The sequence below is a fragment of the Paenisporosarcina quisquiliarum genome (assembly GCF_043641925.1).
Lineage (GTDB): Bacteria > Bacillota > Bacilli > Bacillales_A > Planococcaceae > Paenisporosarcina > Paenisporosarcina quisquiliarum_A.
The window spans coordinates 1-14,689 of record NZ_JBHZRU010000013.1 but is presented as its reverse complement, the minus strand read 5'-3'; the positions used below and the strand labels follow the sequence as shown (position 1 = coordinate 14,689).

13 protein-coding genes are annotated in these 14,689 nt (G+C 37.5%); 8 read left to right on the top strand and 5 right to left on the bottom strand.

Annotation, left to right across the window (positions count from 1 at the left end):
• Positions 1 to 59 precede the first annotated feature (59 nt).
• The 4 genes from jag to rpmH form a co-directional block, all read right to left on the bottom strand.
• Complete coding sequence (jag, locus tag ACHUE4_RS10720; protein ID WP_394189831.1) at positions 60 to 794, bottom strand: RNA-binding cell elongation regulator Jag/EloR; 735 nt, start codon at positions 792 to 794, stop codon at positions 60 to 62.
• Positions 791 to 1,561 carry a membrane protein insertase YidC gene (gene yidC, locus ACHUE4_RS10715; RefSeq protein ID WP_394189829.1) on the bottom strand — a complete coding sequence of 257 codons (771 nt, stop codon included), beginning with the start codon at positions 1,559 to 1,561 and terminating at the stop codon, positions 791 to 793. The genes jag and yidC overlap by 4 nt, the downstream gene beginning before the upstream one ends.
• Positions 1,562 to 1,612: 51 nt before the next feature.
• Positions 1,613 to 1,963 (bottom strand): ribonuclease P protein component, encoded by a 351-nt coding sequence (gene rnpA, locus ACHUE4_RS10710; protein ID WP_394189827.1) that lies wholly within the window; start codon positions 1,961 to 1,963, stop codon positions 1,613 to 1,615.
• A 204-nt stretch (positions 1,964 to 2,167) separates the two neighbouring features.
• Positions 2,168 to 2,302 (bottom strand): 50S ribosomal protein L34, encoded by a 135-nt coding sequence (gene rpmH, locus ACHUE4_RS10705; RefSeq protein ID WP_081416043.1) that lies wholly within the window; start codon positions 2,300 to 2,302, stop codon positions 2,168 to 2,170.
• A gap of 687 nt (positions 2,303 to 2,989) precedes the next feature.
• Between rpmH and dnaA the strand changes: the two genes are divergently transcribed.
• The 7 genes from dnaA (at position 2,990) to gyrA (ending at position 11,883) form a co-directional block, all read left to right on the top strand.
• Positions 2,990 to 4,336 carry a chromosomal replication initiator protein DnaA gene (gene dnaA / locus ACHUE4_RS10700; protein ID WP_394189824.1) on the top strand — a complete coding sequence of 449 codons (1,347 nt, stop codon included), beginning with the start codon at positions 2,990 to 2,992 and terminating at the stop codon, positions 4,334 to 4,336.
• Positions 4,337 to 4,503: 167 nt separating this feature from the next.
• Positions 4,504 to 5,640, top strand: coding sequence for a DNA polymerase III subunit beta (dnaN, locus tag ACHUE4_RS10695; protein ID WP_394189822.1), 1,137 nt, complete (start codon positions 4,504 to 4,506; stop codon positions 5,638 to 5,640).
• 105 nt (positions 5,641 to 5,745) lie between these two features.
• Positions 5,746 to 5,973: a S4 domain-containing protein YaaA gene (yaaA, locus tag ACHUE4_RS10690; RefSeq protein ID WP_394189820.1), complete on the top strand. Its 228-nt coding sequence runs from the start codon at positions 5,746 to 5,748 to the stop codon at positions 5,971 to 5,973.
• Position 5,974: 1 nt separating this feature from the next.
• Positions 5,975 to 7,093: a DNA replication/repair protein RecF gene (gene recF / locus ACHUE4_RS10685; protein ID WP_394189818.1), complete on the top strand. Its 1,119-nt coding sequence runs from the start codon at positions 5,975 to 5,977 to the stop codon at positions 7,091 to 7,093.
• A gap of 5 nt (positions 7,094 to 7,098) precedes the next feature.
• Positions 7,099 to 7,347 carry a hypothetical protein gene (locus ACHUE4_RS10680; protein WP_394189816.1) on the top strand — a complete coding sequence of 83 codons (249 nt, stop codon included), beginning with the start codon at positions 7,099 to 7,101 and terminating at the stop codon, positions 7,345 to 7,347.
• A 39-nt stretch (positions 7,348 to 7,386) separates the two neighbouring features.
• On the top strand, positions 7,387 to 9,315 hold the full coding sequence (gene gyrB / locus ACHUE4_RS10675; protein ID WP_394189814.1) for a DNA topoisomerase (ATP-hydrolyzing) subunit B: 1,929 nt from the start codon (positions 7,387 to 7,389) through the stop codon (positions 9,313 to 9,315).
• 27 nt (positions 9,316 to 9,342) lie between these two features.
• Positions 9,343 to 11,883 carry a DNA gyrase subunit A gene (gyrA, locus tag ACHUE4_RS10670; RefSeq protein ID WP_394189812.1) on the top strand — a complete coding sequence of 847 codons (2,541 nt, stop codon included), beginning with the start codon at positions 9,343 to 9,345 and terminating at the stop codon, positions 11,881 to 11,883.
• A gap of 63 nt (positions 11,884 to 11,946) precedes the next feature.
• Here the strand turns inward: gyrA and ACHUE4_RS10665 are convergent, their stop codons facing one another.
• The gene (locus ACHUE4_RS10665) at positions 11,947 to 13,140 is read right to left on the bottom strand and encodes an MDR family MFS transporter (RefSeq protein WP_394189810.1); all 1,194 of its coding nucleotides are present in this window, start codon (positions 13,138 to 13,140) and stop codon (positions 11,947 to 11,949) included.
• A 172-nt stretch (positions 13,141 to 13,312) separates the two neighbouring features.
• Here ACHUE4_RS10665 and ACHUE4_RS10660 point away from each other — a divergent pair, with 172 nt between their 5' ends.
• Positions 13,313 to 14,422: an HD-GYP domain-containing protein gene (locus ACHUE4_RS10660; protein ID WP_394189808.1), complete on the top strand. Its 1,110-nt coding sequence runs from the start codon at positions 13,313 to 13,315 to the stop codon at positions 14,420 to 14,422.
• Positions 14,423 to 14,689: the final 267 nt, after the last annotated feature.

Sequence of the window (14,689 nt, the reverse complement as noted above, 5' to 3'; positions counted from 1 at the left end):
GATCGTCAATGACGTCGAGGTCCGTTTTGAAATGTTACGAATTCATGTCTTTACAATTCTTACTTAAGTGGTTCAATCACTAAATATCGATTTGGTTCAGTACCAATAGACACCGTTTCAATATCTAAGCGTCTTGATAAAGCATTATGAATCACTTTTCTTTCATACGAAGGCATCGGTTCAAATTCAACTTTTGTTCCTGAACGAATCGCTTTGTCTGCCATTCTTTCTGCTAAAAGTTCCAGTGATTCTTGACGACGCTCACGGTAATTTTCAACATCTAGCTGAACTAGTAAAAATTGGTTTGAAAATTTATTCACTACTAATTGCGATAGTTGTTGCAGCGCATTTAACGTTTGACCACGTTTTCCAATAAGAAGTGCTGCTTTTTTGCTTTCCATGCGGAGCGTTACATATTTTCCGTTAAGCTCTGTATGGATTTCTAAATCATCAATCTTCATTTGAGTCGCAATATTGGTTAAATACGTCTTTGTTTCTTCAATCGCATCTGATTTAGTGGAATCATTTACCTTTAGGACGATTTCTTCGTGGATCACTTCACGCTCAACAGGTTGTTCAACAAACGGTTCTTGAAAAGATTCTTCAATCACTTCTGGTTGAACTTCATTTACGGTGACTTGCACTTCTGCAAGTCTAGAACCAAATCCAAGAAAACCTTTTTTACCTTTAGTTACCACTTGAATAGTAACTTGATCTCTCGTAACACCAAGTTTTGCTAATGCTGCTGTAATTGCTTCTTCCGTTGTGTTCCCTGTTTGCGTTAATTGATTCACTTTTTCGTCCCTCCAATTTTCGCAGGTTGTAATTTTTCTTTTTCCCACGGTTTATAAATGAACATATTTTGTATGAAAGAAATGATATTTCCGATTACCCAGTAAAGTGTTAAAGCAGATGGTAAGAAGATACCAAAACCGGTAATCATAAATGGCATCATATACATCATAATCTTCATTTGTGGATTATCCATTGCTGGACCTGTACGAAGTACGATAAATTGCATTACACCAGCTAAAATCGCCAAAATAATGCTTGGTTCAGCTAGTGGGAACCATAAAAAACTTCCCAAATTAATTTCTGGCGTTACGTTCATTCGACTGATGGCATGATAGAAACCAATTAAAATCGGCATTTGAATCAAGACAGGCAAACATCCTGCTGCAGGATTAACGCCGTTTTCCTTGAACATGGCCATCATTTCTTGCTGATATTTCTGTTGCGTTTGTGCATCTTTTGAACTGTACTTTTTCTTCAGTTCAGCTAATGCTGGTTGAACTTCTTGCATTTTTTTAGAGCTTTTCGTTTGTTTAATCATTAATGGCAGAATTGCTAAACGGATAATGATGGTTACCATCACAATACCTAATCCATATGTGCCAAGTAATTCTTTAAACAATGTAATAAAGGAAACTAGTGGCCATACAATAAATTCATTCCAAAAACCTGTGTTATCGTCACGTATCGGCTGGTTATATTCAGTACAACCACTTAAAAATAATGTGACAGAAACTAGGATGAGGACGATTAATAATCGTTTATTCAACGTTTCTTCCCCCTAAAAAATAATCCGTTTCTTCTATATATAGTTTTAAATTTACTCTCTAACCTTTTGAATCATTTTAGCTATTTTTAAAACGTGCTGCAAACTTTTTTTGGATTCATGAAAATCCATCGTGGCCGCCTGATGTCGGGCGATAATGACATAGTCTATATTTGGCTTTACTTCGTCCTTCATTTCCAAGAAGGCTTGCCTAATATAACGTTTAATACGATTACGGGTGACTGCATTCCCGATTTTTTTACTCACTGATAGTCCTATACGGAAATCTTCTTGTCCCTCTTTTTCAAAACAGTAGACAACAAACTGACGATTCGCAAAGGATTTTCCGCGTTTAAAGATCTTTTGAAATTCGGCATTCTTTTTTACTCGTTGATGTTTGTTCATCAATCGTTCACCTGCTTTACTCCACGCATTCTATCGAGAAAGATTAAAATCCTTCTCGACGATGCGCTTCTACTCGCTTTTTTTTACGATAAGAAAGTATAAGCTTACACCATTTCAATGCAAGCTAAATCAGTTTTACTTTTCTACACCAGCAGTCTTTTCCTATTAAAAGAAAAAAAAGACCACTGATGCGGATCAGTGGACTTAAGCTGATAATACTTTTCTTCCTTTACGACGACGTGCTGCTAATACGCGACGGCCGTTCTTAGAACTCATACGAGCACGGAATCCGTGTACTTTACTGTGTTTACGTTTATTTGGTTGGTATGTGCGTTTCATCTATGTGACACCTCCTGAAAAATTGAAAGTCGATTTATCTCTCTTTGTTATAGACAGTCTTGGATATTATATATAGTCAGCACCCTATTTGTCAATAGCCTTTCCCAAATCCTCTTCTACCTCTACTTGTAAATAACGATAAATACTTGTCCACAATTCCAACATGATCTATACACAGGCTTGTGCATATGTGGAATTACAACATTTTTCTATTCACAACCCTTATCTACAGGTTTCACACATATTCACCCATTGTGGACAATCATCTTGTGCATGAATATGCATTTTGTGGATAACCCTCAAGAAGTCTTGTAATTTCTCATTTATTTTGTTACGATATTTGTGTTTTACTCTTCAAAACCAAGATGACTATTCATTGTTATCCACAAACTGTTAGTAATTTGTGGATAGTTTATCCATAGGCTCTTATTAACATTTATCCACAGCTTGTGGTTTTGTGCATGACTATGCATTATATAATGTGAAAATGACTATAAATTATTTTTTAAGTTTCTGTTAATGAATGTTTTTAATCGGTGGGAATCAGCGACACTCTTACGGAAAAACGTGCTGACTAAGTTAGCTTGTTCGTCCGATGCAAGAGAGCAGATTCCGTCTTTTATTGATAAAACACAACTGAAAAGGTTAGCAGAGCCTTTTATAAATGATAGTAAAGGAGAAACGCTGTTGGAACATTTAGAAGAACTATGGGCAGGTGTCCTTGCTCAAGTCGAGCAAAAAATTTCGAAGCCGAGCTTTGAAACATGGTTAAAATCGACGAAAATGTTAACGTATCGTGGGGACGAAGTAACCATTGCTGCACCTAATTCATTCGCACGCGATTGGTTAGATACGCATTACGTCCATTTAATCGCTGGTATCCTAACAGAACTGACTGGTGAAGCATTAACTATTAAGTTTGTTGTTCCAAAAGATCAAAGTTTAGATGATTTTTCATTACCAGCACCAATCATTCCTATGAAGGATGATGAGCAACCTGAATTTTCTCCTGGTATGCTGAATTCGAAATACACATTTGATACTTTCGTAATTGGATCTGGGAATCGCTTCGCACATGCAGCTTCATTAGCAGTGGCTGAAGCACCAGCAAAAGCCTATAATCCGTTATTTATATATGGTGGAGTAGGTCTAGGAAAGACCCATCTAATGCATGCTATTGGTCATTATGTGCAAGAACATAATCCTAATGCAAAAGTGGTTTATTTATCATCTGAAAAATTTACAAATGAGTTCATTAATTCAATTCGAGACAATCAAACAGTTGATTTCCGAAATAAATACCGAAGCGTAGACGTTCTATTAATAGATGATATTCAGTTTTTAGCTGGAAAAGAACAAACGCAAGAAGAATTCTTCCATACATTTAATACGTTGCATGAAGAATCCAAACAAATTGTTATTTCAAGTGACCGACCGCCTAAAGAAATTCCTACACTCGAAGATCGCTTAAGATCTCGCTTTGAATGGGGTCTGATCACTGATATCACACCACCTGACTTAGAAACACGTATTGCCATTTTGCGTAAAAAAGCAAAGGCAGACGGTTTAGATATTCCAAACGAAGTCATGATGTACATTGCCAATTCAATTGACTCCAATATACGCGAGCTCGAAGGGGCATTAATTCGCGTAGTTGCGTATTCTTCACTGGTTAATAAAGATATGAACGCAGATTTGGCAGCAGAAGCATTAAAAGATATTATGCCAAACGCAAAACCTCGTAAAATTACAATTTTGGATATTCAAAAAGTAGTCGGCGAGCATTACAGCGTGCGTTTAGAAGATTTTACAGCGAAGAAACGGACAAAATCTATTGCTTTCCCACGACAAATAGCGATGTATTTATCACGTGAACTTACAGCATTCTCTTTACCTAAGATAGGGGAAGAATTTGGTGGTCGTGATCATACAACGGTTATCCATGCTCATGAGAAAATATCGACGATGTTAAAAGAGGATCAAGTGCTTCAACAAGACTTAAAAGAGATTAAGAGCGTTTTAGGGAAGTCTTAAATCTGTGGATAACTCCTACTGAAGCGAACTAGTTTTCACACACGTTATCAACATGTGGATAGCTTGTCCTGATTCATAAAAAGGGGCTTATCAACATATCCACAGGCCCTATTACTATATCTATTATTCTTTTAAAACATTAATAAATATATAAGCGAGGTTAAAAAATGAAATTTGAAATCATGCGTGAACGTTTATTAAACGGTTTAAGTGATGTTATGAAAGCAGTTAGTTCGAAGACAACAATTCCAATATTGACTGGTATTAAACTAGAGATTTCGGAACAAGGATTACGTTTAACTGGTAGTGATTCTGATATTACGATTCAGACATTTATCCCAACTGAAGAAAATGGGGAACAAGTGATACGAGTAATTGAAGAAGGATCGATTGTACTTCAAGCCCGTGTATTCAACGAAATTATTCGTAAATTGCCAACTAATGATGTTGAAATCGAAGTAAATGATTCTTATCAAACGCATATTCGTTCAGGTAAATCAGAATTTCATTTGATTGGATTAGAAGCTTCGGAATATCCTTTGCTTCCAGAAATTCAAGATGACCGTGAATTCATTATTCCTGCAGATTTATTAAAATCAATTGTTCGTGAAACGGTATTTGCCGTATCTTCTTCAGAAAGCCGTCCTGTCTTGACAGGTGTACACTGGGAAGTGAAAAATGGCGAATTAATTTGTGTGGCTACGGATAGTCACCGTTTAGCTCGCCGAAAAACTGTACTAGAACAGTTACCTGAAGGCGAATATAGTGTCGTGATTCCAGGTAAGAGTTTAAATGAGTTAAGCAAAATCATTGGAGATTCTTCAAGCCCTGTTCATATTGTTATGACGCAGCAGCAAGTTTTATTCAAAACGGAGGACGTATTATTTTACTCGCGTTTGTTAGAAGGCAATTATCCTGACACGTCTCGTCTAATTCCTAATGAATATAAAACGACTGTCACGATGAACGGAAAGGCTTTATTACAAGCAATCGACCGTGCATCTTTGTTAGCTCGTGAAGAACGTAACAATATTGTTCGCTTCACATCACTAGAAGGAAATGTGGTAGAAATTTCTTCAAGTTCACCAGAAGTCGGCAAAGTTGAAGAAGAAATTCAAGCGGCTTCGATTGAGGGAGAAGAGTTAAAAATTTCTTTCAGTGCAAAATACATGATGGATGCCTTAAAAGCGATCGAAGGACAAGATGTAGTTGTCCAATTCACAGGAGCAATGCGTCCATTCATTTTGAAATCGCTACATGATGATTCGATCCTTCAATTAATCTTGCCAGTTCGCACATATTAATCACTTATTTTGACGAGGATAGCCAATTTGGCTATCCTTTTTTACTTCTTTGGAATTATGGAGTAAAATGAAGGGATAGACTAAAAAAAGAAGGATTGAATTGCCTTGAAAAATATTGAGATTGATACGGAATATGTAACATTAGGACAACTGCTTAAAATGACAGACATTATTAGCTCTGGCGGAATGGCTCGATGGTTTTTGGCAGAAAATGATGTTCTTGTTAATGATGAGCTTGAACATAGACGCGGTCGTAAGCTTCGCAATGGCGATACAGTGACTATCCCAGAAAATGGTAAATTCTGCATAGTGGAAAATTTGAGCGGAGAATAAGATGCACATCGATCGGCTCGAATTAACGAACTATCGGAATTATGAATCGTTAACGCTTGAATTTTCACCTACGATTAATGTCTTCATTGGTGAAAATGCCCAAGGGAAAACGAATATTATGGAATCCCTATATGTTTTATCGATGGCAAAATCTCATCGAACGTCAAATGATAAAGAATTGATACGTTGGTCAGAAGAATATGGTAAAATAAAAGGTGATGTTTCTAAAAAATATGGTCACTTACCACTCGAGTTAACTCTTTCGAAAAAAGGGAAGAAAGCACGAGTGAATCATTTGGAACAAAGTAGATTGAGCGACTACATTGGGCAACTAAATGTCGTCATGTTTGCTCCTGAAGATTTGAACTTAGTAAAAGGCAGTCCTCAGGTAAGAAGACGTTTTTTAGATATGGAAATAGGCCAAATATCGCCCGTGTACTTGCATGATTTATTGACCTTTCAAAAATTATTAAAACAACGTAATCACATTTTAAAAACGCATCAAGGGAAATCGTCTTTAAACGATGTCATGTTTGATGTGTACACTGATCAATATATTCAAGCAGCTGTTAGTGTTATTCGAAAACGCTTTGAGTTTATGGAGCTGCTTCAAAAATGGGCTGAACCAATTCATTTAGGGATTTCGAGAGGACTTGAAAAGTTGGACATTCGGTATTGTCCAGTAAGCGGTCTAAATCGTGATGCCTCTTTTGAGGAAATGGTCGACATTTTAGAGCAGAAATTAAAAGATGGTCGATCACAGGAACTTGCCCGTGGTTTAACATTGGTTGGACCTCATCGAGATGATTTGCAGTTCTACGTCAATGACTACGATGTCCAAACATATGGATCTCAAGGACAACAAAGAACAACAGCTCTATCTTTAAAGCTGGCAGAGATTGAATTAATTAAACAAGAAGTGGGTGAATCACCTGTTCTTTTGTTAGATGATGTTCTTTCTGAACTCGATGATTATCGCCAGTCCCATTTATTAAATACCATCCAAGGTGAAGTTCAAACATTTGTTACAACAACAAGTGTGGAAGGTATCGATCATGAAACCATTAGACAAGCTGCGATGTTCCATGTGAAACAGGGACATGTGGAAAAAGGAGCATAAATTCCATGTATGTTGGACTTGGCAAAACAATTGTCGTCAATCACATGGATATTCTTGCGATTTTAGATTTTCGTGAAATGAAGGATGCGACGAAGCAGGACGCGTGGTTAGAACATCCACGAACACGAATGATTGTCGATCATCACCGTGTGAAGTCTCTCATAGTCACGCCTTTTTTAACGTATGCATCTCCACTTAGCCCGCAGAACCTTTTAAAGAAAATGAATGAAACTTCCAGACGAAAACGTCTATAAAAATAATGATATGACTGTAGGAAAGAGCAGGTGAGCAAGATGGCAATGGAAGAAAAAGAACTTCAAACATCATATGATGCGGATCAAATACAAGTTTTAGAAGGTTTAGAAGCTGTACGAAAACGCCCAGGGATGTATATTGGTTCAACAAGTTCAAAAGGTCTTCACCATCTAGTATGGGAAATCGTTGATAATGCCATTGATGAAGCTTTAGCAGGACATTGTGATGAAATAGCTATCACAATTGAAAAAGACAATTGGATTAAAGTTGATGATAATGGTCGCGGTATTCCAGTAAGTAACCATGAAAAAATGGGTCGACCAGCTGTCGAAGTTATTATGACTGTTTTGCATGCCGGCGGGAAATTTGGCGGCGGTGGTTACAAAGTATCTGGTGGTCTTCACGGTGTTGGAGCTTCCGTTGTTAATGCTCTTTCAGAAGTTACGGAAGTATATGTACACCGTGACGGAAAACTGCATTTCATTCAATTCGAAAGAGGAGCAGTAGCGAAGGAACTTCACGTTATTGGCGAATCTGACAAAACTGGATCAACTGTTCGTTTTAAAGCCGATCCACAAATTTTCACTGAAACGACTGTTTATGAATATGACATTTTAGCGAACCGTTTACGTGAGTTAGCTTACTTAAATCGCGGATTACGTATCGTGATTAAAGATGAGCGTGAAGAAGAAGTTCGTACGAACACATATCACTACGAAGGTGGTATTAAATCGTATGTCGAGCATTTAAATAAATCAAAAGAACCGATTCATGATGAACCTATTTTTATCGAGGGAGAAAAAGACGGCATTTCAATTGAAATTGCGATGCAATATAACAATGGGTATGCAGCCAATATTTTCTCGTTTGCTAACAATATCAACACATATGAAGGCGGTACCCATGAGTCAGGATTTAAAATGGCATTAACACGTGTCATCAATGACTATGGTCGTAAAAATAATATGTTAAAAGATGCAGACTCCAATTTAACTGGGGACGATGTACGTGAAGGGTTAACGGCTATCGTATCTGTCAAACATCCGGATCCACAATTTGAAGGACAAACGAAAACGAAGCTTGGGAATTCAGAAGTTAGTACAATTACGAATTCTTTATTCTCTGAAGCATTTGAGCGTTTTATGTTAGAGAACCCGATTGTCGCTCGAAAAGTGATTGAAAAAGGATTGATGGCTGCTCGCGCTCGTGTTGCAGCGAAAAAAGCACGTGAATTTACACGTCGTAAATCTGCACTTGAAGTTTCAAGTTTGCCAGGTAAGCTAGCTGATTGCTCATCTCGAATTCCTGCAGAGAGTGAAATCTATGTGGTAGAGGGTGACTCTGCCGGTGGTTCAGCTAAATCAGGTCGTGATCGTCATTTCCAAGCAATCTTGCCGTTAAAAGGGAAAATCTTAAACGTGGAAAAAGCTCGTTTAGATAAAATCTTATCGAATACTGAAATTAGAGCGATCATTACAGCGCTAGGTACAGGTATTGGCGATGAATTTGCTTTAGAAAAAGCACGTTACCATAAAATTGTCATCATGACTGATGCCGACGTCGATGGTGCGCATATCCGAACGTTATTGTTAACATTCTTGTTCCGTTTCATGCGTCCATTAATCGAAGCTGGTTATGTATATATTGCTCAACCTCCTTTATTCCAAATCAAGCAAGGTAAATCAGTTGAGTATTGCTATTCAGATAAACAATTACAAGAAATTTTAGAACGTCTTCCAAAACAACCGAAACCAGTTATTCAACGATACAAAGGTTTAGGGGAAATGGATGCGACACAATTATGGGATACAACAATGGATCCTTCCGTGCGCACCTTGCTTCAAGTGAATTTAGAAGATGCGATTGATGCAGATGAAACATTCGAACGTCTAATGGGTGACGAGGTTGAACCACGTCGTCAATTCATCGAAGAAAATGCAATTTACGTGAAAAACTTAGATATCTAAAGAGTCAAGGGAAGGGAGGTTGCCTGCATGACAGAGATACAAAATGATCGAGTTAAGGGAATTAATATTAGTTCAGAAATGAAAACGTCTTTCCTTGACTATGCAATGAGCGTTATTGTTCAACGAGCACTTCCAGACGTGCGAGATGGGTTAAAGCCCGTTCACCGTCGGATCTTGTACGCGATGCAAGACTTAGGGAATACAGCGGATAAACCTTATAAGAAATCAGCTCGTATTGTTGGAGACGTAATTGGTAAGTATCACCCACATGGTGATACAGCTGTTTATGACACAATGGTACGTATGGCGCAACATTGGAGTTACCGCTATATGCTAGTTGACGGTCACGGTAACTTTGGTTCCGTGGATGGCGACGCTGCTGCAGCAATGCGTTATACAGAGTCTCGTATGTCGAAAATAGCAATGGAGCTACTTCGTGACATCAACAAAAATACAATCGACTTTAAAGATAATTATGATGGTCAAGAAAGAGAGCCAATCGTATTACCGAGTCGATATCCAAACTTACTAGTCAATGGTACGTCAGGGATTGCCGTTGGGATGGCTACAAATATTCCACCTCATCATCTCGGAGAAACCATCGAAGCTGTTTTAGCTTTAGCTGACAATGAAGCCATTACAACCGAAGAATTAATGGAAATCATACCAGGTCCCGATTTTCCAACTGGTGGTATTATTTTAGGAAGAAGCGGGATTCGTCGAGCTTATGAAACAGGGCGTGGCTCTGTCATCATTCGAGGTAAAGTAGAAATCGAGCAAAAATCGAATGGTAAAGAAGTGATTTTAGTTCATGAACTTCCTTTCCAGGTGAACAAAGCTCGTTTGATTGAAAAAATTGCAGAATTAGTACGTGACAAGAAAATCGATGGCATTACTGATTTACGAGATGAATCAGATCGTAACGGAATGCGTATCGTCATCGAGGTCCGTAAAGATGCGAATGCGAATGTGTTATTAAATAATTTATATAAACAAACATCTCTACAATCTAGTTTTGGTGTAAATATGCTTGCTCTTGTAGATGGCCAACCAAAAGTTCTAGGATTAAAAGAGATTTTATATCACTATTTAGAGCACCAAAAAGTTATTATCAAACGTCGTACTCAGTTTGAATTAACGAAAGCTGAAGATCGTGCACATATTTTAGAAGGTCTTCGTATTGCACTAGATCATATCGACGAAATTATTGCTTTAATCCGTAGTTCACAAACTGGAGAAGAAGCAAAAATTGGTTTGATTGATCAGTTCAATCTTTCAGAGCGACAAGCTCAAGCAATTCTTGATATGCGTCTTCAACGTTTGACTGGCTTAGAACGCGACAAAATTGAAGCAGAATATCAAGAGTTACAAAGATTAATTGCTGAATTAAAAGCGATTCTTGCGGATGAATTAAAAGTAATTCAAATAATTCGCGAAGAATTGAATGAAATTAAAGATCGTTTTAGTGATACACGTCGTACAGAAATCACAGCCGGTGGTGCTGAGATGATGGAAGACGAAGATTTAATTCCACGTGAAAACTCGGTACTGACTTTAACTCATAACGGTTACATCAAACGTTTACCAGTTAATACGTATCGTAGTCAAAAACGTGGAGGCCGTGGTGTACAAGGAATGGGTACGAATGAAAATGATTTCGTCGAACATTTATTGTATACATCAACGCATGATACGATTCTGTTCTTTACAAACACAGGAAAAGTATATCGTGCGAAAGGGTATGAAATCCCAGAATACGGACGTACAGCTAAAGGGTTACCGATTGTTAACTTATTAGGTGTTGATAAAGAAGAGAAGGTAACTGCGATGATTCAAATGGAATCATTTGAAGACGATGCCTACTTCATTTTCACAACGCTTCAAGGGGTAACAAAACGTACACCAGTTAGTGGATTCGCTAATATCCGTGCTAATGGTCTGATTTCGATTTCACTAAAAGAAGACGATGAACTTATTTCCGTGCGTTTAACTGATGGCAAGAAACATATTGTTATCGGTACACGAAACGGTATGCTTGTTCGTTTTGATGAATCCGATATTCGTTCAATGGGACGTACAGCGTCTGGGGTTCGTGGTATTCGTTTACGTAAAGGTGATCACGTTGTCGGAATGGAAATTCTAGAGCCTGGCCAAGAAGTATTAGTTGTTACTGAAAATGGTTATGGTAAACGTACATCGGAAGAAGAGTATCGCTTACAATCTCGTGGTGGAGTTGGAATTAAAACCAGCCAAATTACAGAAAAAACGGGTCATTTAGCAGCTGTTAAGACAGTTGATGGATCAGAAGATTTAATGTTGATTACCATCAATGGGATGTTAATTCGTATGGATGTAAGCAGTATTTCTGTTACGGGTCGTAGCACGCAAGGTGTTCGCCTGATTCGTTTAGGTGATGAAGAACTTGTTGCGACTGTTGCGAAAGTAGAGAAGGCTGAAGAAGAGGAAGAGTTTGATGAAGACGGGGAAGAAAGTTCAACTGAAGTAGTGAACGAAGCTCCAAGTACTGAATCAGAACCTGAATCTGATCCTGAAACAACTGAAGAATAATTTAAAGGTCTAAGGTGCGTTATGCGCCTTAGACCTTTTTTTGTGCTGACATTTGCGGATGCATCAAGTAGATTGTATGTCTTGAGATACTTTAATTTTACTACCTAAGTAGAAGAACCAAATACTGCCTACGAGAATTAGTCCAATGATTGAAAATAACCAAGTCCCACCTAAGTCATGGAGCAGCCAACCACCTAAGACAGGTCCTGTAAAGTTACCGATGGAGCGGAACTGACCAGCTCCAAAATAGGTACCTCGTCGATCTTCCGGTGCAATTTGATCAATAAAGACAGAAGTTGATGGGAAAATGAAGATTTCCCCAATCGTGACAATACCCATCGCAATCATAAACCCAAATGGTGTGCTGACGAAGCCAAAGCTAGCAAATCCAATGGCGAATAAAAGACTTCCCAATACCATTGCTCGCATGACTGGCCATTTTTCAGATAATAATGTGAGTGGTAATTGTAAAATAATTACAATTACTGCATTTATCGCGATGAGTCTTGAGAAGAGAACAACACCTTCAGAAAAAGATTGTTGGAGGTATTGAGGTAAATTAGAATCGATTTGAGAATAACCTACACTAACAAAAATACCACCGATGATAAACATTAATAATCTTTTATCTTGCCAAGCAATAACTGCCGCATCTGTCATACGTAATTTTGTAATGGGACTAATATGTATAATTTCATGACGATTTAACATAAATAACAAAGCCATTCCATACAAAGTATACATAAGACCTGTAATGATAAAAGGTAGGGAAGAAGAAAATTGAGCAACGCTAACTCCTACGAGAGGACCAAAAGCTGCTCCGACATTAATTGCGAAATATCGTAAAGAGAAAACACGCTTTCTTAGATGAGAAGGCGTCAAATCAGCCATCATAGCTTGAGAAGAAGGTTCAAAAAATGATCTACACAGTCCATTTAACGCATTAAGTGCCATGAAAACACTAATATGAGATGCTTGAGAAAATCCTATGTAAACCAATGCCCATACAAAAATAGTACCTAGCATGACCTTTTTTCGACCAAAGCGATCGGAAAAATAACCTCCAATAAAACCACCGATTGTTCCTGTTAAGGGAGCTAAACCAATCGTTACCCCGATTAACACAGGATGAATCCCTTCTGTTGAAGCTAAATACAATGCTAAAAATGGAATCGCCATAAAGCTAGCGCCTCTTGCAAAAATAGTTCCAAGTAATAAGGTCCAAACCACCGGATGAAATGAAAACTTATTAAACATCTATACCACTTCCTTCATAATTAACATCTTACGCTTCTCAGTAAAAGAAGAAAATATCAAATAACCAATGACACTTAATCAGAAAATTGAATTATTCTCATAAATTTATCTTACAAAAACTGTCTCTATCCGTTACAATTAACCTAAAATTAATCAAAAGGTGGTCATCCTTTTGGAACACTTAGATGTAAGAGTTTCAGAGTTAAAATTAGGCAGTGTTATTGCCGAAGATATATTTGCAAATACACCGTATCCAATTATAAGAAAAGATACGAAGGTTTCACGTGAACATTTTTTGGTGTTCCAAAATTTCCAAATCACAAAAGTAGCTATTGCAAATGCTAATCCATTTAATAAATCAGAAGAAGAGTTACAAGAAGCGGAAGAGGCTAAAGCATCAAGCCTTTCTGAATCACCAAGTATGATTGCAGTTAAAAAAGAATTCGGTGGTCTTTATAGTCAAGCCGTAAAAGATTATAAAAAAGAGTTTATTAATTGGTCGTCAGGCTCTAAAGTGGATGTAACGAAAGTACGATCGTTTATTATGCCGTTAGTGGAGCGGGTATTAGAGGAGCGACAAATTGTTGCGAAGTTAAACGATTATTCAAAAGTACATGATTATATTTATCATCATGCTATTGCTATGGGAATGATTGCTGGAGCACTTGCACAAAAGTTAGGTTTTGAAAAAGGGCAAATCATGCAAATAGCAACTACATGTTTACTTGCTGATTGTGGAATGGCGAAAATTGATAGTAGATTACTTGAGAAAAAAGCTGCGTTATCTCAACATGAATTTAACGAAGTGAAAAAACACACCTTATATAGTTATCAAATGATAAAAGAAACGCCTTTATTAAAACCAGAAATGAAACTAGCAATTTTTCAGCATCATGAAAGATTAGATGGAAGTGGTTATCCTAAAGGAGAAAAAATGGATAGTATTACACTGATCTCTCAGATTATTGCAGTTGCTGATATTTATCACGCAATGACGTCAGAGCGCATCTATCGTTCAAAGGTTTCTCCATTTAAGGTAATGGAAATGATTCGTGAAGATGAGTTTGGGAAATTTAATATTCAAGTGGTCCAAGCTTTATTTAGTATAGTAGGGGACTTGCCGATTGGTATGAGAGTTGAATTATCTACCGGCGAAACAGGAGAAGTAATATTTGTTCAACAAAATGTTCCTACTCGACCAATGATTCGTATTTCTACATCTGGAGAAATATTAGACCTTTCATTAAAAAGACAACTATATATAGAAAGAATTCTAGGGTAAGCGAACGAATTCATTTTGAATCCATCTAGTGATTCAAAATGAATTCGTTTTTTCTTTGAAAACGGGTTGACACTAATGTCGTATCTTGTTATTATAAGTGAGTCGCTAAAACAAGTGACAACATGAACCTTGAAAACTGAACAGCAAAACGTCAACGAAATATAGCGATAATCGCTTAGGCGATCGGAGCAAAAACGTTTTCTTCCGCCGACACCTGTCGGTATCGAAAACAAACTTGAACTTAACCGTTCATTATAAACGTCAAAA